General features: G+C 57.9%; 20 protein-coding genes, 1 tRNA gene and 1 CRISPR repeat array. Of the genes, 11 read left to right on the top strand and 10 right to left on the bottom strand.

The window, feature by feature from the left end; genetic code table 11:
* Positions 1 to 7: 7 nt before the first annotated feature.
* Genes casB through J3348_RS05510 form a run of 6 tightly spaced genes read left to right on the top strand, consistent with a single transcriptional unit; the run spans position 8 to position 4,385 of the window.
* Positions 8 to 622 carry a type I-E CRISPR-associated protein Cse2/CasB gene (gene casB / locus J3348_RS05535; protein WP_207698522.1) on the top strand — a complete coding sequence of 205 codons (615 nt, stop codon included), beginning with the start codon at positions 8 to 10 and terminating at the stop codon, positions 620 to 622.
* A gap of 2 nt (positions 623 to 624) precedes the next feature.
* A complete protein-coding gene (cas7e, locus tag J3348_RS05530; protein ID WP_120079858.1) occupies positions 625 to 1,683 on the top strand; it encodes a type I-E CRISPR-associated protein Cas7/Cse4/CasC in 1,059 nt (352 codons plus the stop codon).
* The gene (gene cas5e / locus J3348_RS05525; protein ID WP_207698521.1) at positions 1,683 to 2,345 is read left to right on the top strand and encodes a type I-E CRISPR-associated protein Cas5/CasD; all 663 of its coding nucleotides are present in this window, start codon (positions 1,683 to 1,685) and stop codon (positions 2,343 to 2,345) included. Before cas7e ends, cas5e begins: the two co-directional genes overlap by 1 nt.
* Positions 2,346 to 2,360: 15 nt before the next feature.
* Complete coding sequence (cas6e, locus tag J3348_RS05520) at positions 2,361 to 2,993, top strand: type I-E CRISPR-associated protein Cas6/Cse3/CasE (protein ID WP_207698520.1); 633 nt, start codon at positions 2,361 to 2,363, stop codon at positions 2,991 to 2,993.
* A gap of 1 nt (position 2,994) precedes the next feature.
* Positions 2,995 to 3,945 (top strand): type I-E CRISPR-associated endonuclease Cas1e, encoded by a 951-nt coding sequence (cas1e, locus tag J3348_RS05515; RefSeq protein WP_005942585.1) that lies wholly within the window; start codon positions 2,995 to 2,997, stop codon positions 3,943 to 3,945.
* A gap of 47 nt (positions 3,946 to 3,992) precedes the next feature.
* The gene (locus tag J3348_RS05510; protein ID WP_207698519.1) at positions 3,993 to 4,385 is read left to right on the top strand and encodes a 3'-5' exonuclease; all 393 of its coding nucleotides are present in this window, start codon (positions 3,993 to 3,995) and stop codon (positions 4,383 to 4,385) included.
* A gap of 35 nt (positions 4,386 to 4,420) precedes the next feature.
* A CRISPR array of direct repeats spans positions 4,421 to 4,873; the repeat unit is 26 nt; unit sequence CTTTTCCCCGCATACGCGGGGGTGAT.
* A 268-nt stretch (positions 4,874 to 5,141) separates the two neighbouring features.
* Here the strand turns inward: J3348_RS05510 and J3348_RS05505 are convergent.
* The 4 genes from J3348_RS05505 to J3348_RS05490 form a co-directional block, all read right to left on the bottom strand.
* Positions 5,142 to 5,804 (bottom strand): response regulator, encoded by a 663-nt coding sequence (locus J3348_RS05505; RefSeq protein WP_207698518.1) that lies wholly within the window; start codon positions 5,802 to 5,804, stop codon positions 5,142 to 5,144.
* Between the two features lie 39 nt (positions 5,805 to 5,843).
* Positions 5,844 to 6,980: an N-acetylglucosamine-6-phosphate deacetylase gene (nagA, locus tag J3348_RS05500; protein WP_097777211.1), complete on the bottom strand. Its 1,137-nt coding sequence runs from the start codon at positions 6,978 to 6,980 to the stop codon at positions 5,844 to 5,846.
* Positions 6,981 to 7,253: 273 nt separating this feature from the next.
* Complete coding sequence (locus J3348_RS05495; RefSeq protein ID WP_005942608.1) at positions 7,254 to 7,604, bottom strand: type II toxin-antitoxin system PemK/MazF family toxin; 351 nt, start codon at positions 7,602 to 7,604, stop codon at positions 7,254 to 7,256.
* 136 nt (positions 7,605 to 7,740) lie between these two features.
* Entirely contained in the window at positions 7,741 to 8,148 is a 408-nt protein-coding gene (locus tag J3348_RS05490) for a 4'-phosphopantetheinyl transferase superfamily protein (RefSeq protein ID WP_005942611.1), read from the bottom strand.
* A gap of 161 nt (positions 8,149 to 8,309) precedes the next feature.
* On the opposite strand from J3348_RS05490, the gene J3348_RS05485 reads away from it, so the two are divergent.
* Positions 8,310 to 8,555, top strand: a complete 246-nt coding sequence (locus J3348_RS05485; RefSeq protein ID WP_097774456.1) for an IreB family regulatory phosphoprotein — start codon at positions 8,310 to 8,312, stop codon at positions 8,553 to 8,555.
* Between the two features lie 198 nt (positions 8,556 to 8,753).
* Here the strand turns inward: J3348_RS05485 and J3348_RS05480 are convergent, their stop codons facing one another.
* On the bottom strand, positions 8,754 to 9,698 hold the full coding sequence (locus J3348_RS05480; RefSeq protein ID WP_120020418.1) for a tRNA-dihydrouridine synthase family protein: 945 nt from the start codon (positions 9,696 to 9,698) through the stop codon (positions 8,754 to 8,756).
* 93 nt (positions 9,699 to 9,791) lie between these two features.
* Complete coding sequence (gene cysK, locus J3348_RS05475) at positions 9,792 to 10,724, bottom strand: cysteine synthase A (RefSeq protein WP_005942619.1); 933 nt, start codon at positions 10,722 to 10,724, stop codon at positions 9,792 to 9,794.
* Between the two features lie 222 nt (positions 10,725 to 10,946).
* On the opposite strand from cysK, the gene J3348_RS05470 reads away from it, so the two are divergent.
* The 3 genes from J3348_RS05470 (at position 10,947) to J3348_RS05460 (ending at position 12,630) form a co-directional block, all read left to right on the top strand.
* Entirely contained in the window at positions 10,947 to 11,378 is a 432-nt protein-coding gene (locus tag J3348_RS05470) for an RrF2 family transcriptional regulator (RefSeq protein ID WP_005942625.1), read from the top strand.
* A gap of 231 nt (positions 11,379 to 11,609) precedes the next feature.
* Entirely contained in the window at positions 11,610 to 11,942 is a 333-nt protein-coding gene (locus J3348_RS05465; RefSeq protein ID WP_242702883.1) for a CidA/LrgA family protein, read from the top strand.
* The gene (locus J3348_RS05460) at positions 11,923 to 12,630 is read left to right on the top strand and encodes an LrgB family protein (RefSeq protein ID WP_097774460.1); all 708 of its coding nucleotides are present in this window, start codon (positions 11,923 to 11,925) and stop codon (positions 12,628 to 12,630) included. The genes J3348_RS05465 and J3348_RS05460 overlap by 20 nt, the downstream gene beginning before the upstream one ends.
* Before the next feature lie 133 nt (positions 12,631 to 12,763).
* On the opposite strand, the gene J3348_RS05455 is transcribed toward J3348_RS05460, so the two are convergent.
* From J3348_RS05455 to J3348_RS05440, 4 genes are all read right to left on the bottom strand, one after another.
* Positions 12,764 to 13,213: a winged helix DNA-binding protein gene (locus J3348_RS05455; RefSeq protein WP_207698517.1), complete on the bottom strand. Its 450-nt coding sequence runs from the start codon at positions 13,211 to 13,213 to the stop codon at positions 12,764 to 12,766.
* 12 nt (positions 13,214 to 13,225) lie between these two features.
* Positions 13,226 to 14,584, bottom strand: a complete 1,359-nt coding sequence (locus J3348_RS05450) for a citrate/2-methylcitrate synthase (protein ID WP_082210853.1) — start codon at positions 14,582 to 14,584, stop codon at positions 13,226 to 13,228.
* 441 nt (positions 14,585 to 15,025) lie between these two features.
* Positions 15,026 to 15,098: transfer RNA gene (locus tag J3348_RS05445), tRNA-Pro, on the bottom strand.
* 86 nt (positions 15,099 to 15,184) lie between these two features.
* The gene (locus J3348_RS05440; protein WP_207698516.1) at positions 15,185 to 16,069 is read right to left on the bottom strand and encodes a YitT family protein; all 885 of its coding nucleotides are present in this window, start codon (positions 16,067 to 16,069) and stop codon (positions 15,185 to 15,187) included.
* Positions 16,070 to 16,476: 407 nt separating this feature from the next.
* Between J3348_RS05440 and J3348_RS05435 the strand changes: the two genes are divergently transcribed.
* Positions 16,477 to 18,135 carry a glutamine--tRNA ligase/YqeY domain fusion protein gene (locus J3348_RS05435; RefSeq protein ID WP_207698515.1) on the top strand — a complete coding sequence of 553 codons (1,659 nt, stop codon included), beginning with the start codon at positions 16,477 to 16,479 and terminating at the stop codon, positions 18,133 to 18,135.
* Positions 18,136 to 18,169 lie beyond the last annotated feature (34 nt).

Here is an 18,169-nt window from a genome sequence, read left to right as displayed (position 1 = left end):
GAATTGTATGAAAACACAGGACGTCAAACTATATGCGGCGCAGCGGCTGCACAGGCTTCAGGCTCTGCCGGACAACCAGCGGCGGGCAGAGCTGGCAAAGCTGCGTCGGGGCATCGGCCACGCACCCGGCGAGCTGCCGGAACTGTGGGGAAGTTTTTTGCTGGGAATGCCGGAAAGCTTTCAGGGCCGCAGTGCTCCCTCGGCGGCAGAGTGGGCGGTCTACCTCGCCCTGACCCTGTATGCTATGCATCAGCAGGGGAACGACCGCCCCATGAACTGCCCCGGCAACACGCTGGGGCGTGCGGTGCGGCAGCTGGCAGAGCGGAACAGTGCCGGACAGGACTGGACCGAGGCCAGTGTGCTCCGGCGGTTCAACGCGCTGGCCACCGCAGAAGAAATTACCGAGATCAGCCACCATCTGCGGGGCATGATCCAGCTGCTGAGCGCGGCAAAGGATGGCGGCATCCCGCTGGACTATCCGCAGCTTGCGGCAGACTTGTATGAATTGCAATGCGCCGACCCGCGATATGCGCAGACCCCCGCCAATGTTCGTCTACGGTGGGGACAGGACCTGTACCGCGACCCGAAGCCTGCACCGGATGAGAAAGAAAAGGAGAATTGATCATGAATAAGCGCCTGTATGTTGATTTCCACATTTTGCAGACCGTCCCGCCCAGCTGCATCAACCGGGATGATACCGGCAGCCCCAAAACAGCCGTGTATGGCGGTGTGACCCGTGCCCGGGTATCCTCACAGGCATGGAAGCATGCCATGCGCGCAGCCTTTGCGGAGAATGCTCAACTGGACGTGGGCAAGCGCACTAAAAAGGCCGCAGAACTGGTGAAGGCGCAGATCCTTGCACTGGCCCCGGAACTGGATGCGGACAAGCTGGCAAAAAAAGCGCTGGAGAATGCGGGCATCAAGAGCGACGATAAGGGCACCAAGGCACTGTTCTTCATGAGCACTGCGCAGGCAAAGGCGTTGGCAGAGCTGGCTGTGGAGGGCTCTGCGGATAAAAAGCAGTATCGGGATGCCCTGAAAGCAGCGCCCTCGATGGACATGGCGCTGTTTGGCCGCATGGTGGCAGATGAGCCTTCTCTGAACTATGACGCCGCTGCGCAGGTGGCGCACAGCATCTCCACTCATGCTGTGCAGAACGAGTACGATTACTTTACCGCCGTGGATGACTGTCAAGCAGAGGACAACGCCGGTGCAGGCCATCTGGGCACGGTGGAGTACAACTCCTCCACCCTGTACCGCTATGCCACAGTGAACGTGATGGAGCTGGCCGGGCAGCTGGGTGCAGCGCAGACCGCGGAAACGGTGCGGGCCTTTGGTGAGGCGTTCCTCTTCTCCATGCCCACCGGCAAGCAGAACACCTTTGCAAACCGCACTCTGCCGGATGCGGTATATGTGACCCTGCGGGAGGATCAGCCGGTGAACCTGTGCGGCGCATTCGAGCGGGCCGTGCCCCGCAGTGCGCAGGGGTATGCCGCGCCTTCCAAGGCGGCACTGGCACAGTATGCGCAGCAGATGTACAGCAGCTTTGCCGAGGCCCCGGCGCAAAGCTTTACCGTGGGCAGCGGGCTGGAGGAACTGGCTCCGGCGCAGACGGCAAAGGCGATGCTGGACGCACTGGAAAAGGCTGTCCGGGATGCACTTGCCGGAAATGAGGTGGGGTAATGGCAACGCTGTTGCTTCGGCTGGCAGCGCCTTTACAGGCGTGGGGCGCGGACTCCAAATTTGAGACCCGCAAGACGGGCCGTGAACCCACCAAGAGCGGCGTGATCGGCCTTTTGGCGGCAGCTCTGGGGCTGCGGCGGGACGAGCGCGAAGCACTGCTCCGATTGACCGGGCTGCGGTTCGGCGTCCGCGTGGAGCGGGAAGGGCAGCTGCTGGTGGACTACCACACGGCAAAGACGCAGGATGAAAAGACCTCTTATGTGACCTACCGCCATTATTTGCAGGACGCCGTGTTTCTGGCCGGTATTGAAAGCGAGGATGCCGCCCTTTTGCAGCAGCTGCAGCAGGCGCTGCTACACCCGGCGTTTCCGCTGTATCTCGGCCGCCGCTGCTGCCCGCCTACCCTGCCGCTCTGTCTGGGAGTACGCCCGGGCAGCTTGCAGGAGGTGCTGCAAGCGGAACCGCCCCTGTGTCCGGGACGGCAGAGCCGGATCTTGTTGGACGCCGACCCGCTGGAGCCGGGCACGGCTCCGCAGCGGGATGTGCCGGTGAGCTTTGACCCGCATCATCGGCAGTACGGCTACCGCTCGGTACGGGAGCTTTGGCAGAAAGTGCCGGACAGCCCGGAGACTACGGAGCACGACCCGTTCCGGGAATTGTAAAAAGGGGGCGAGAGAATGTATTTATCACGGGTAGAACTAGATCCCACCCGCCGCAGCACCATGGCTGCGCTGTCGGCACCGCAAAAACTGCATGGCGCAGTGGAAAGCGCTTTTGCAGGGGAGCGCCGCCGCAGACTGTGGCGGTTGGATCGTCTGGGAGAGCGGTTGTATCTGCTGCTGCTCAGCGAAGATGCGCCAGAGCTGTCCGGCGTGGTGGAGCAGTTTGGCACCGGAGCGGCTGCGGAGACCCGCAGCTACGACCCGCTTTTGCAGCGGGTGGAGCCGGGCAGCTGCTGGCAGTTTCGGCTGACCGCAAACCCCACCAAAAGCTGCAAAGACCCCCAAAACCTCGCAGCGCGGGGAACTGTAGCCGCACATTGCACGACACAGTACCAGAAGCAGTGGCTGTTGGAGCGCGCCGCAAAGCACGGCTTTGCCCTGCGGGAGGAGGAATTTACCGTGACCCGGGTGCAGTGGCAGCACTTTGCAAAGCACGGCACCCGGCCGGTGACCCTGTTAGCAGTGACCTATGAGGGCATTTTGCAGGTGACCGATGCAGAGCAGTTCCGGGCACTGCTGTGTCAGGGCATGGGGCGCGGCAAGGCCTATGGCCTTGGACTGATGACCGTTATGCGCGGAGGAAACTGAGATGGACGAGATGCCGGGCATGATCCGGCCGGACCTGCAGGCGCTGCCGCAGGTGAAAGACCGGATGACCTTTCTGTATCTGGAACACTGCACCCTTGGCCGACAGGACGGCGCAATCACCGTTACAGACGAAAAAGGGATCGTTCAGATCCCGGCGGCGGGCATCTCGGTGCTGCTGCTGGGGCCGGGTACACGGGTGACCCACCGTGCCATGGAACTTATGGGTGACACGGGCGTGGGTGCTGTCTGGGTAGGTGAGCACGGTGTGCGGTATTACGCCCATGGCCGTCCCCTGACCACCCACTCGCAACTGTTGCTGCGGCAGGCAGAGCTTGTCAGCAACACCCGCAAGCACCTGGATGTGGTACGCAAGATGTATCAGCTCCGTTTCCCGGACGAAGATATCTCCCGGCTGACGATGCAGCAGCTGCGGGGACGCGAGGGCAGCCGTGTGCGGCAGGTATACCGCAAAGCTTCCAAGGATACCGGTGTTCCGTGGAGCGGCCGACTGTACCGCCCGGAGGATTTTGCATCGGGAGATGCCGTCAATCAGGCGCTTTCTGCCGGGCACGCCTGTTTGTACGGTCTGGCGCACGCGGTGATCGTGGCATTGGGCTGCGCCCCGGGTCTTGGCTTTGTTCATGTGGGGCACGAGTGCTCCTTTGTGTACGATATTGCCGACCTGTACAAGGCCGAGGTGACCATTCCCATCGCCTTTGAAGTGGCGGCACAGGCTCCGGACGACCTGCCGGCCGTAGTGCGCCGCCGGGTGCGGGATGCCATGGTAGAGCATCATATTTTGGAGCGCATGGTGCACGATATCCGGTATCTGCTCCTGAATGCGGATGAGCGGGAACAGGAGCCGGAAGCTGTTTATCTGTGGGACAACAAAGTGGGCACTGTGGCCAACGGCATCAATTATTTTGAAGAAGAGGGTGATGAAACATCGTAGTTCTCACCATGACGAACTGCCCGCCAAAACTGCGCGGGGATCTGTCCATGCTGGTCCGCGTGGAAGAAAACGTTCCGGCAGAGATCACAGCCCTGACAGGACTCAGCGCTGCGGAATTGCAGCAGGGAACAGAACCACGGGAAGCGCTGAATAGCTTTTTGTTGTTTATTGGCAAAGCCCCACTGCTGGGACATAATATTGCCTTTGATCTGGAGTTTCTGCGCATGACCTGCAAACGATATGGCTTTCCGGCACCGACCAACCGCCAGATCGACCTTGCACAACTTGCCCGCCGAAACCTTACAAGGATCGCAAATTATAAGCTGGTGACGCTGGCACAGCATTTTCAGCTGGCAGAAAAAGTGGAGCATCGCGCCCTGCCGGACTGCCGTCTGATACAACAGGTTTATTGCAAACTGAAGGAAACAGCGGTACAATAGCAACAGGAGACACGGTGCTACGGGATCTTTTTAGTCTTTTCCCCGCATACGCGGGGGTGATCCCACTGCTGCATACTCCATGACGACCATGAGCCGCTTTTCCCCGCATACGCGGGGGTGATCCCCGAGAAAAAATCTTCACGACACCATTGTAACACTTTTCCCCGCATACGCGGGGGTGATCCCTCCACCCACGACTACCGCACCCGTGAGATGCACTTTTCCCCGCACATGCGGGGGTGATCCCAACGCCATCACAGCCCTTACTAGCGCCCAGAACTTTTCCCCGCATACGCGGGGGTGATCCCTTCTACAACGGCCACGATACCGCCGCCGCACACTTTTCCCCGCATACGCGGGGGTGATCCTAATACCGCAAAGACCTATGCCAACATGGAGTTCTTTTCCCCGCATACGCGGGGGTGATTCCGTGCCCGGGTCAGACCTCGGGCACACTCTCGACTTTTCCCCGCATACGCGGGGCTTACAAAAAAGAACCACGGGCGCAACGAAAAGTGAAATGATATTTCTGGAAAGGAGAACTCTGCAATTTTATCGCCCGCCCAGGCTGCGATCAAGAATCCCCGCAAGTGATCGCGTAAGGGCTTGAACCGACACAAATAACACAAATAAAGCATAACAAATACCCCTCGGTTTCCTGCTGCGGGAGCCGAGGGGTATTTTGCGTATTAAGGGTGGAACGAATGCGCACTGTGATTTTATTCTGCCTTCAGGCGGAGCAAGGTGCCGGACTTTTCAATGCGGTAAAAACCTGCGCTGCCGTCCACGCCGAACTGCAGCTGCAGCTTGAGCGAAGAGTGCGACAGCGCGCGCACCGAAGGCGCAATCCAGTGCACCAGTGCCAGCAGCAGCGGCAGGGTGACGACCAGCTCGGTGGCATCCTGCAGCGCGGTGCCGCTTGTCGGGAACAGCGCAATGACCAGCAGTGCGACCCAGCACTTCGCAGTAGAGCAGCTGGTCCAGATCGATGCGGGAGATGCCGGTCTTGCAGCGCAGGATCAGGCTGCGCTGGTCGGCGCGGCGGCACTCGGCGATCACCGAATCCGTCAGACGGAAAAAGCTGTCCTCCCAGATGGGCTTGAGCTGGTAGAAGTAGGCACCCACCACATAGGATTCCACTGCAAACTCGGCGGAGGAAGTGAGAAAGATGATCTTGACGACGTTATCGTACTGCCGGATCTCCTTGGCGGCGGTAATGCCGTTTTCGGCCGGCATGATGACATCCAGAAACAGGATATCGTACCGGGTGCCCTTTTCGATCTCGGCCAGCAGATCCAGCGGGCTGTGAAAGGCTGTGCACTGGATCTGGACACAGCGCTGGGCGCGATATTTTTCCAGCAGGGCAGAGAGCTGGTCCAGAACTGTTTGGTCATCGTCGCAGAAGGCGATCTGGATCATAACGGGTTTAACACATCCTTTGTTCGCGTCAGCCAGAAATTACAGCTGGGCCTTGCCCATGCAGTAGGTCTGCAGCACATCGTAGTTGTCGTCCAGCACCACAAGGTCGGCATCCTTGCCAATCTGGATGGAACCCTTGCGGTCATCCAGATGCAGGCAGCGTGCCGGGTTGATGGTGCAGGCGTTCAGTGCATAGTTGAAGGGCACCATGGCCTCCTCCACCAGAATGCGCAGGCCCTTGTTGATGTTCAAAGTGGAACCGGCCAGCGTGCCGTTGTCCAGATGGGCACTGCCGTCCGGGTAGATGGTGATATGGTTGCCGCCAAAGATGTACTCGCTGCCAATGGGGGTGCCCTTGGCCATCAGTGCATCCGAGATCATGATGGCGTAATCCGGGCCTTTGCTCATGAAGTAGTTGTTCAGGGCAGCAGGGGTGGAGTGGCAGCCGTCGCAGATGATCTCGCCGTACATGGTGCGGATGCGGTAGGCTGCGCCCACCAGACCGTTGGCGCGGTGGGCGAAGGGGGACATGCCGTTGTACACGTGGGTCATGGAGCGGGCACCGTTGGCATAGGCCATCACGGCCTGCTCATAGGTGGCGGCACTATGGCCGATGCTGACCACCACGCCGTGCTCGGTCAGGTAATGGGTCAGTGCAAACCCTTCGTCGTGTTCCGGTGCAAGGGTCACATAGCGGATGTGGCCGCGTGCTGCCTGCTGGTAGTGTTTGAACTGCTCCACGCTGGGCTTTGCGATGTACTCCGGAGGTTGTGCGCCCTTGTACTTCATATCGAGGTAAGGGCCTTCAAAGTGGATGCCAAGGATCTCGGCACCTTCGTAGCTGCCCTCCATCACGTCGGCCACATTGGCCACGGCGTTGGTCAGCACCTCCACGCTCTGGGTGACGGTAGTGGCCAGAAAGCTGGTCACACCCTCAGAGACGATATGCTTTGCCCAGTAGCGCAGACCCTCCGGCTTTGCGTCGTTGGTGTCGAACTCGTAGGCACCATGGCAGTGGATATCCATAAAACCGGGCACGATGCGCTTGGAGCCATAGTCCACATCGGCCTGCTTTTCACCATAGGGGAAGATGCCGGTGATCTTGCCCTGCTCCAGCTCGACTGCAGCAGAAATGAACTGGTCGGCGATCCATACTTTTTTGCTCTGGATGATCATATAATCAGCCCTCCGATATCATCATAAAACCTGTATATGCTGCACACGACAGCACAACCATTCTGCAGAAAAGTATAGCATTTTCTGGCGGGAATAACCAGCCTTCGCGCGCCTTTTCAAAAAAATTAAGCTGGAAAATGAAAAAACGATCGCAGCTTGCACAAAGAAACAGCGTAAAATCAGAAACCCGGAGCCTTTTTGAGCCGTTTTGGCCGAAAATAGGTTCCGGGTTTTGTGCATGATCTTTTCAGAGAGCTGTTTTGCAACAGCCCCTTAATATGAAGTAAGCCCCAGGCTTACATCCAAAGCCTGATCCACACGTTTCTGATCTTCCGGCGTGATCTGCCCGGCCCGCTCCCGCAGGCGGTGCTTATCCAGCGTGCGGATCTGCTCCAGCAGCACCACGCTGTCCTTGGCAAGGCCGGTATCCGCTGCCCGGATATTGATGTGGGTGGGCAGGCGGGCTTTGTCCAGCCGGGATGTAATGGCCGCAGCGATCACGGTAGGGCTGTGCCGGTTGCCGATCTCGTTCTGCACGATCAGTACCGGGCGCACGCCGCCCTGCTCCGACCCCACCACCGGCGAAAGATCTGCGTAAAAAACTTCTCCTCTGTGTACCTCCATGGAATCTCCCTCCCTGCATTTGGAGGATGCGCCCCGCTTATGTGATGCGTCCGGCGCATCTTCGTCTGATCTCAGTATGAGCCGGCTGCGCGCCGGTTATGCAGCGCAGGGGATATTCCATTGTATGCACAAAGGCTTACAGAGTTTCCAGTGTGCAGAAGGCCAGCGCCATGCCGCCCTCGTGGCTCAGAGAAAGCCGGGCGGCAAGGCCATGGGCCTGCATCCATTCCGCCGTCTGGCCGGAAAAATGATAGGCAGGTGCACCGCTTTCCAGCCGGACAGCCTCGATCTCACACAGAGAGAACGGCTCCCGCAGGCCGGTGCCTGCCGCCTTTAAAAAGGCTTCCTTGGCGGCAAAGTTGGCTGCGGCGCTGGCAAGCCGGTGGGCGGCGCTGCGCCCGGCGGGCAGTGGTTCGTCAAGGCTCAGCGCAGCGCGTTCGGCCTCGCCGTACACCCGGCGGATAAAGGCTGCAGCGTGTGCGCCGGTAAGGCTTTTTTCCAGATGCGCGATCTCGCACAGGTCGCAGCCGATGCCATACAGCATAAAGGCCCTCCTTCTGCCGCATTTGCGGCGGTGCAGGCCGTCAGCCTGCAAAATCAGGACCGGAAATTTTATGCAAACTGTGCAAATCCGGTCTGTTTAGCTTGAAGTTTCCTCGCAATTCGTGTACAATGAATGTAGTTCTTCCTAAGGGGGTGTATTCCGTGAGTGGCGAGACCGCTATTTTTTCGATCCACGACAAAAAGGACTATGAGATCCATGAGATCGTGCAGCAGGTGTACGATGCTTTAAAGGAAAAAGGCTATAATCCGGTCAATCAGCTGGTGGGCTATATCCTGTCCGAAGACCCCACCTACATCACGACCTATAAGAATGCCCGTTCCATGATCCGCAAGGTGGATCGTGACGATCTGCTGCAGGCCATGCTGCGCAGTTATCTGAACGTCTGATATCGCTTGTCTGCTTATGCCCCGCCGTCGCTATGATGGCGGGGCTTTTTCATAATAGAATGCAGATGCCGTTTACCGTTACAGCCCCTCCGGTGAAAACGCAATTCAGAAAAATCCGCAGATCTTTCTGAATTGCAACTATATAAAATAAAATTTTCGCTGATGATGGCCAGAGCGAAACGGAGGCCATTCCAACCGTTACGGCCGGAACGGCAGCGTAAAGATCTGGTTTACGACGACCTCATATTCCCACGGTTCCCGCACCTTGCGCAGCTGCTTTTCCAGCTTTTCGGCCCCTTCAAACTTGTGAATGAGGTAGAACCAGTGTCCCTTCATGCGGCTCACCGCGCACCCGGCGCTGCCGAACAGTTCGGAGTATCCGTGGTAGAGGTCGTCAAGGTATCCGCGTAGCTCTTCCCGTGCGGCCGGTGCGCCGCCGCGTGCTTCACGGAAGAGCGCCGGGTCCGCAATGATGCCGCGACCCACCATGATGCCGGACAGCTGCGGATACTGCGCTTCCAACGTGTGCAGGTCCGCAGCGGTGGTCACATCGCCGTTGTAGCACACGGGCATTCGGCACCCGGGCAGGGCGGCGGCAAAAGCGGCACGGTCGGCCTGCCCGCGGTAGAGCTGGCGCATCACACGCGGGTGGATGGTCAGCTCACAGATGGGATACCGGTTATAGATGTCCAGAATGGCAGCAAATTCTTCCGGCTTTTCCACGCCCAGCCGGGTCTTGACCGAGATAGGCCCTTCCGCATTGGCAAATACGGCGGCAAGAAAAGCGTCCAGCTTGACGGGGTCGCGCAGCATCCCGGAACCCTTGCCTTTGGCGGTGACGGTGCCGGAAGGACAGCCGAGGTTCAGGTTCACCTCGGTGTAGCCAAGGCCGCGCAGCTCGCCGATCATCCATGCGGCAAGTTCGCCGTCCTTTGCCAGCAGCTGCGGGATCACCGGTGCGCCGGGGTTTGCCGCAGGGGCAAGCTCGGCCATCTTCTTTTTAATGAGCACCCGGTTCTCCGGCGGGGAGATGAAAGGGGCATAGTAGCGGTCGGCATTGCCAGCAGGGCCGAACCATTTCTGGTGTGCCTGCCGCCACACCCGGTCGGTCAGGCCCTCCATGGGGGCAGCATAGTAATTCATGGGCAAATCTCCAAAGTGTTTGATAGGGATATTGTAACAAAAAACTCCCGCCCTGTGAAGTCACAGAACGGGAGAAGCGAGCTTTTTGAAAGATCAGTCTGCAAACAGCGGGGTGGACAGGTAGCGGTCGCCGGTATCGGGCAGCAGGACCACGATGTTCTTACCGGCATTCTCCGGGCGCTTTGCCAGCTGCAGGGCAGCATAAACAGCAGCACCGGAGGAGATACCCACCAGCACGCCTTCCTTGTGGCCGATCAGACGGCCGGTGGCAAAGGCATCGTCGTTCTCCACGGCGATGATTTCGTCATACACCTTGGTGTCCAGTACGTCCGGCACAAAGCCCGCGCCGATGCCCTGGATCTTGTGTGCGCCTGCGGTGCCCTTGCTCAGCACAGGAGAGGAAGCAGGCTCTACAGCCACCACCTTGACGTTCGGGTTCTTACTCTTCAGGTACTGGCCAACGCCGGTCACGGTGCCGCCGGTGCCCACGCCTGCCACAAAGATATCCACCTTGCCGTCGGTGTCCTCCCAGATCTCGGGGCCGGTGGTCTCGATGTGGGCCTGAGGGTTGGCCGGGTTCACGAACTGGCCGGGGATGAAGGAATTCGGGATCTCCTTTGCCAGCTCATCGGCCTTGGCAATGGCACCCTTCATGCCCTTGGCACCCTCGCTCAGCACCAGCTCTGCACCGTAAGCCTTCATCAGCTGGCGGCGCTCCACGCTCATGGTCTCGGGCATCACGATGATGATGCGGTAACCCTTGGCGGCTGCCACAGCGGCCAGACCGATGCCAGTATTGCCGGAGGTAGGCTCAATGATCACGGAACCTTCCTTCAGCAGGCCCTTTTCCTCGGCATCATCGATCATCTTTTTGGCGATGCGATCCTTGACAGAACCGGCCGGATTGAAGTATTCCAGCTTGGCAATGATGTGGGCAGGCAGCTCCTGCTCCTTTTCAATGTGGGTCAGCTCCAGCAACGGAGTATGACCGATCAGCTGATCTGCGGCAGTATAAATCTTGCTCATTGTAGTTTCCTCCCTGATACAGTTATGGGCACATGTGCCCTGCCGGACGACCTGGTTCCAAAACCTTTATACCAACATTGTTTGTGGGTTTGATGGTATTATAGACCCGTTCTGTGCGGTTGTCAATGGATTTTTTGAAAAAAGTGGGATTGAAATATTATTTACCCTGTTGTATAATAGGTTAAAAACTCAATCTATAACCAACAAAGGAAGTACACTATTATGATCGTGTCCACCAAAGGGCGCTATGCACTGCGCGTGATGATCGACCTTTCCGAGCATCAGTCTGAAAAATATGTCCCTCTCAAGGAGATCGCTGCCCGGCAGGAGATCTCGGAAAAATATCTGGAAAACATCCTTAAGGTGCTGGTGCAGAACGGCTTTCTGGAGGGCTTGCGCGGCAAGGGCGGCGGCTACCGGCTCACCCGCAGCCCGGATCAGTACACCGTGGGCGAGATCCTGATGCTGACCGAGGGCAGCCTTGCGCCGGTGAGCTGCCTGACCCCCAATGCGACCCCCTGCTCCCGCATGGCAAACTGCCGCACCTACGAGATGTGGAAGGGGCTGGACGATCTGATCTCCAATTATTTCGGCAATATCACACTGGCCGATCTCGCCCGGCCTGATCAGGCTGGGAATGATTATGTGATCTGACGGTATTTCTGATAACATGCAAAAAGGCGCACCGGCTTGACCGGTGCGCCTTTTTTTGCACAGTTCTCGGCGAAATGTGCAATTTTTCTTATCCAGAATCACGGTTGATGGATTGGGGCTCCTGCGGTATACTTTACCCTTGATGTGTCCATTTACGCTTTTGATCGAGGAAAGGGGAACTTTACTACGAAATATATTTTTCAGTTTGCGCGCATTCTTGCGTTTTGTTTTTTGGGCGAGATCCTTCATGTAGTGCTGCCGCTGCCGGTCCCGGCCAGCGTCTACGGTCTGGTGCTGCTGCTGGCAGCGCTGAACTTCAAGCTGGTAAAGCTGGACGATGTGAAAGAGGTTGGAACCTATCTCACAGGCATCTTTCCGCTGCTGTTCGTGCCCGCTGCCGCTGGTGTGATGGAACTGTGGGCAGAGATGGGCGAGATGCTGCTGCCCATCCTCGTTGCCATTATCCCGGTCACTGTGCTGGTGATGGTGAGTGCAGGCAAGACCACGCAGGCCCTGACCGGCCGCAAGAAAAAGGAGGCTGACAATGACGCAGCTGCTGAATGATTTTTTGTCCGGCTCCGCAGCATGGGGCGTTCTGCTTACGCTGGCCGCGTTTGCACTGGGCACCCTTATCAATAAGGTGACAGGCAAAGCCATTTTTAACCCGCTGCTGCTGGGCAGTATCTTTGTGATCATTTTTCTGTCGGTGTGCAGCATCCCGTATGCAGACTACAAGGCCAGCGCGGCACCGGTGAACTATCTGCTGCTGCCCGCCACCGTGGCACTGGCCATTCCGCTGTATGAAAAGATCGACCTGCTGAAAGAGAACGCCGCCGCCATCATTGCGGGTATCTCGGTGGGCACGCTGGTGAGCCTTGGCAGCGCACTGGCGCTTGCACTGGCGCTGGACCTGACCCGTGAGCAGTATGCCACCCTGCTGCCCAAATCCGTGACCACCGCCATCAGCATGGATGTGGCCGCTGAGCTGGGCGGCATTGCTGCCCTGACCGGTGCGATCGTCATTGTTACCGGCATCGTGGGAGCGCTGCTGGCTGAGACGGTGTGCAAGATGTTCCACATCACCGACCCCATCGCCAAGGGCGTGGGTATCGGAACTTCGGCCCATGCCGTGGGCACCAGCAAAGCCCTGCAGATGGGCGAGGTGGAAGGTGCCATGAGCGGCCTTTCCATTGCGGTGGCCGGTGTGCTGACCGCAGTGCTCTGCCCGGTGTTTGTGAACCTGATCCGGTAAAGGATTTAAAATAGCCGCTCTGGCTTTTTTCAGTAGAATTTATTTATTGATCCGGGAACCTCAGTTTACAACAAAAATGAGATAGGCAACCCCTTTCGGGGAAGTCTATCTCATTTTTTTGTTGAGGCTGTTTTTATACGCCGCTGTGTTCCCGTTCATCCTTCAGGATGGCCGTCACGCTCTGCATGGTGCTTACTGCACGATGCAGTTCTTCGTCGCCAAGCTCTGCACGCAGGCGGGCGTAACAGCGCTGCATGAACGCGCTCTCCTCCGCCATCAGCTCCACAGCCTTACTGGAAAGCTCCACATAGGTGCGGCCCGCTTCACGGTCGGTCTTCCATGCCACAAAGCCCTTGTCCTGCAGCTTTTCAACGGCCTTGGAAAGCTCTGTCACCTTCAGGCCCATCACGGCAGCAAGGTCAGCCAGATAAACCTTACTGTCCGGGTGCTGTTCGGCCTGCATCTTGATGTAATATAAGATCAGGTAATCCGCCCGCTGGATGGTGCTGAACACCTTGTCGATATCAAAATTGTGCAGGAAGAACCATTCTTCCGGGTGATGTTTCAGTTCCACGCTCATCATGCATCCTCCCTGTTATTCCCGCTCATTGCGGCGGATATATTCGTGGGTGCCGCCAAGGCTCTTGTAGGCCGGGCGGATGATCTTGTTTGCGCTGAGCAGCTCTTCAATGCGGTGGGCGCTCCAGCCCATCACGCGGGCCACGGCGAACAGCGGCGTGTACAGCTCCATGGGGATGCCCAGCATATCGTACACAAAGCCGCTGTAGAAGTCCACATTGGGGCTGACACCCTTAAAAATTTTGCGCTCCTCCGCGATCAGCTGCGGGGCCATGTGCTCGATCTTGTTGTAAAGGGCAAGGTCCTTGTCGCGGCCCTTCTCGTGGGCCAGCTGTTCCACATAGCCCTTGAATACCACCTCACGGGGGTCACTGAGGGAGTACACCGCGTGGCCCATGCCGTAGATCAGGCCTTTGCGGTCAAATGCTTCGCCGTGCAGCAGCTTTTTCAGGTAGGCTTCCAGCTCTTCATCGTCCTCGGTGTCGTGCAGGTTTTCGCGGATGTTCTGCATCATCTGCATCACCATCAGGTTGGCACCGCCGTGGCGCGGGCCTTTGAGGGAGCACAGGGCAGCCGCCATGGCCGAGTAGGTATCAGTGCCAGACGAAGTGACCACGCGGGTGGTAAAGGTGGAGTTGTTGCCGCCGCCGTGCTCGGCGTGCAGCAGCAATGCCACATCCAGCACGCGGGCTTCCAGCTCGGTGTACTTCATATCCGGGCGCAGCATCCGCAAAAAGTTCTCTGCGGTGGAAAGCTCCGGGTCCGGCCGGTGGATGTACATGCTGCCGTCTTTTTCGTAGTGGTTATAGGCATGGTAGCTGTACACGGCCAGCATGGGGAAGATGCCGGCCAGCTGGATGCTCTGGCGCAGCACATTGGAAATTTCCAGATCACCGGCCTTGGGGTCGTAGGATGCCAGTGTGAGCACGCTGCGGGCCATGGAGTTCATGATATCGTGGCTGGGGGCCTTCATGATCACATCACGGGTAAAGTTGGTGGGCATGGTGCGGCACTCGCCCAGCACGCGGCAGAACTCTTCCAGCTTTTCCTGCGTGGGCAGCTCACCAAACAGCAGCAGATAGCCCGCTTCCTCAAAGGCAAAGCGGCTGCCGGACGACCCGCGGATCAGGTCTTTCACGTCGTAGCCGCGGTAGAGCAGCTGACCGTCGGCAGGCTTTTTCACTCCGTCCACATACTGGAAGGCGCGGATATCGGAGATATTGGTCAGGCCTGCCAGCACGCCCTTGCCGTTTTCGTCGCGCAGGCCCGCTTTAACGCCAAACTCCTTGTACAGGTCCTTGCTGATGCGGTCGTGTTCGGCGCACAGCGGCTGCTGCTGGTCGAAGTATCCCATTACGTTCTGCAGATGATCCATTGGTAGTTGCTCCTTTCCCATTGCCGTCAGCTTGCGCTCACTTGGCAGGCCATCAGGAAGTTTTCTCTGCGAACAGCCCGGAACTTCGGTCCCGCCCTACTGCCTGTGGCAGCAGGGTACCACCCCCAGGACATTCGCTGGAGAAACTTCCTGCCGTCCTGCCCGAAAAAACCGTATTGATTCGGGACGGCATTCACTTACATTCAAAATACTCTTTAAGATTACAAAAAGGATATTTCGGTGTCAAGGTACTGTTTGTAAATAAAAAAAGAACAAAATCGGAAAGCTGCCGGGTGCGCATTTGCCCTTTAGCGCAGGGGCAGTTTTTGAGACGGTAACGCACAAATAAGGCATCTTCCAGCCGAATCTCAGGGGACTGGCAACAAATAAAGCCACGACGAAACCGCATTTGTAAACGGTTCATCGTGGTTTTTTGTCATATCGGAGTGGCGAGACTCGAACTCGCGGCCTCCTGCTCCCAAAGCAGGCGCGCTACCAACTGCGCAACACCCCGGCATCCGGCGGCACTGCTGCACCGCCGGAATATAGTATATCGTTTTTGGAGCGGTTCGTCAATAGCGGCGTGGCCCTGCCGTGCCTTTAATTAAAGGAGCGGAAGCCCTTGCCGATGATCTCGCTGGAGTTGACGATGGTGATAAAGCTCCGGGGGTCGTTCTCCCGCAGGAAGTTGCGCAGCTGCAGGGCCTGACGGCGGGTCAGCACCGTCACCAGCACGCTCAGCTCGTGGTGGGTGTAAGCGCCGTAAGCCTTTTCCACGGTAGCGGAACGGTTCATTTCCTTGATGATGAAGTCCAGAATGGGCTGCGGGTTGGACGTCACGATGGTGCACACCTTGCGCAGGCGGATGTTCTCGATGGCACCGTCCACCACAAAGCTCTTGCCGATCAGGCCAAGGATGCAGTAAAGGCCGGTGCCCATGCCGAACCGCCATGCCGCCGCCAGCACAATGAGGATATCGCTGACCATCAGGGCTTTGCCGATCTCCATAGAGGTATATTTTGCCAGAATCAGGGCCACAATATCCGTACCGCCGGTGGATGCACCGATGTCGAACACGATCGCCGCACCCAGAGCCGGCAGGAACACGGCGAACACCAGATCCAGCATGGCATCACCGCTCATGGAAACGTTGACGGGATAGAGCCACTCGCACACCGACACAAAAAAGGACAGCGCAAAGGAAGAATAGATCGTCCAGCCCATGGTCTTGATGCCCAGAAAGACGAAGCCCAGCACCACCAGAATCAGGTTGATGATCCACATAAAGCCGCCCACGTTGATCCGGGGGAACAGGTCTGCCAGCAGAATGGACAAGCCCGAGGTGCCGCCAAATGCAAAATGATTGGGATTTTTAAAGTATACGATGCCGACCGCAGTCAGGATCAGGCCAAGGTTCAGCTCACCGAAGAAATTTAAATTCTTCAGCATATTTTTCCTGCTGAACGCTTCTTTTAAACTGTTCATGGGGTTCCTCCTATTTTAAACACGGCAAAATGCGCTGTATGCCATGCAAAAATATACTCTCCTTGCACGGCGGTGTCAAGGGATAGGGAAAAAGTTGTGGAAAACAACATGAATTGGGGATTTTTCGGATGGGAGAACTCCTTCAGTCAAAGCCTGACGGCTTTGCCAGCTCCCTCGGGGAGGGAGCCTTTGGCAAAGAGGAAAAGCTTTACCGTACTGCCAAGGGCCCCATCTCTGAGGGGGCTGGCACCGAAGGTGACTGGAGGAGTTAAGCTCCCCCTCTCGGGGGAGCTGGCGAGCGTATGCGAGACTGAGAGGGTTTTCTCTTGAAGAAATCGGCAGAATAGTGTATTATATAGTATTATGGAATATATAGGCACTTTGTGCCTTTGACAGGGGGAAAACACATGGCAGATAAAAACTTTCTGACCGACATCATCGACGCTGATCTGGCCGAGGGCAAGATCAGCGAGATCCATACCCGCTTCCCGCCCGAGCCCAACGGCTACCTGCACATCGGCAGTGCCAAGGCCATCTACATCAACTGGTCCATTGCAAACCAGTACGGCGGTAAGTTCAACCTGCGTCTGGACGACACCAACCCTGCCCGCGAGGGTGAGGAGTACGTGAACAGCATCATCGAGGATCTGCACTGGCTGGGTGCCGACCCCAACGGCGGCATCTTCTACGGCAGCGACTACTTTGACAAGTGCTACGAGTATGCCGAAAAGCTCATCATGGAGGGCAAGGCCTACGTGGACGACCTGACCCGCGACGAAATGCGCGAGTACCGCGGTGCCGATGCCGGCAAGCCTTCCCGTCCCTCTCCGTGGCGCGACCGCACCCCGGAAGAGAATCTTGACCTGTTCCGCCGGATGCGTGCCGGTGAGTTCCAGGAGGGCGAAAAGACCCTGCGTGCCAAGATCGATCTGGCCAGCCCCAACATGAACATGCGTGACCCGGCTATCTACCGCATCAAGTACGCCGAGCATCACCGTCAGGGCAGCAAGTGGTGCATCTACCCGATGTACGACTTCGCACACCCCATTCAGGATGCCATTGAGGGCATCACCCACAGCATGTGCAGTCTGGAGTTCGAGAACCACCGTCCGCTGTACAACTGGGTCATCGAGAACATCTTCGGCACTGCCTTCCCCAAGCAGCGTGAGTTTGCACGCCTGAACATGACCAACACCGTCATGAGCAAGCGCTACCTGCGTGAGCTGGTGGAAATGGGCATTGTGGACGGCTGGGACGACCCCCGTATGCCCACCCTGTGCGGCCTGCGCCGCCGTGGCTACACCCCCACCTCCATCTTCACCTTCGTGCGGGAGGCTGGCATTTCTAAATCCGACAACCTGATCGACATGCGCCAGCTGGAAGCCTGCATCCGCAGCGAGCTGGACCTGACCGCTCAGCGCCGCATTGCCGTGCTGGACCCCGTAAAGCTGATCGTGGACAACTACCCGGAGGACAAGACCGAGTACTTTGATGTGGCCAACAACCCCAACCGCGAGGCCAACGACACCACCACCCGCAAGGTGGCCTTCACCCGCGAGCTGTGGATCGAGAATGAGGACTTTGCCGAGGTGCCGCCTCCCAAGTTCAAGCGCCTGACCATTGGCGGCGAGGTGCGTCTGATGGGCGCTTACATCGTCAAGTGCACCGGCGTGGAGAAGAATGCCGACGGCAGCATTGCCGCCATCCACTGCACCGCCGACCTCGAGACCGGCAACGGCAATCCCACCGACGGCCGCAAGGTCAAGGGCACCATCCATTGGGTGAGTGCCGCCCATGCCGTGGATGCCGAGGTGCGCCTGTACGACAAGCTGTTCACCGAGGCCAACATGAACGCCATCCCCGAGGGCAGCGATTACAAGGACTACCTGAACCCGGAAAGCGTTGTTGTGTGCAAGGGTTGCAAGCTGGAAGAAAGCCTGAAGGACGCAAAGCCCGGTGAGAAGTTCCAGTTCGTGCGCACCGGCTTCTTTACCCCGGACTCCAAGAACCCCGGCGTTTACAACCGCGTCGTCACCCTGCGCGACAGTTTCAAACCCGCAAAGTAAAAAATATATCACGTCAAAAGGGAGCATTTGATCT

The organism is Faecalibacterium sp. Marseille-Q4896 (assembly GCF_017377615.1).
Classification (GTDB): Bacteria; Bacillota; Clostridia; order Oscillospirales; family Ruminococcaceae; genus Faecalibacterium; species Faecalibacterium taiwanense.
This window is presented reverse-complemented; position numbering and strand designations above follow the sequence as displayed.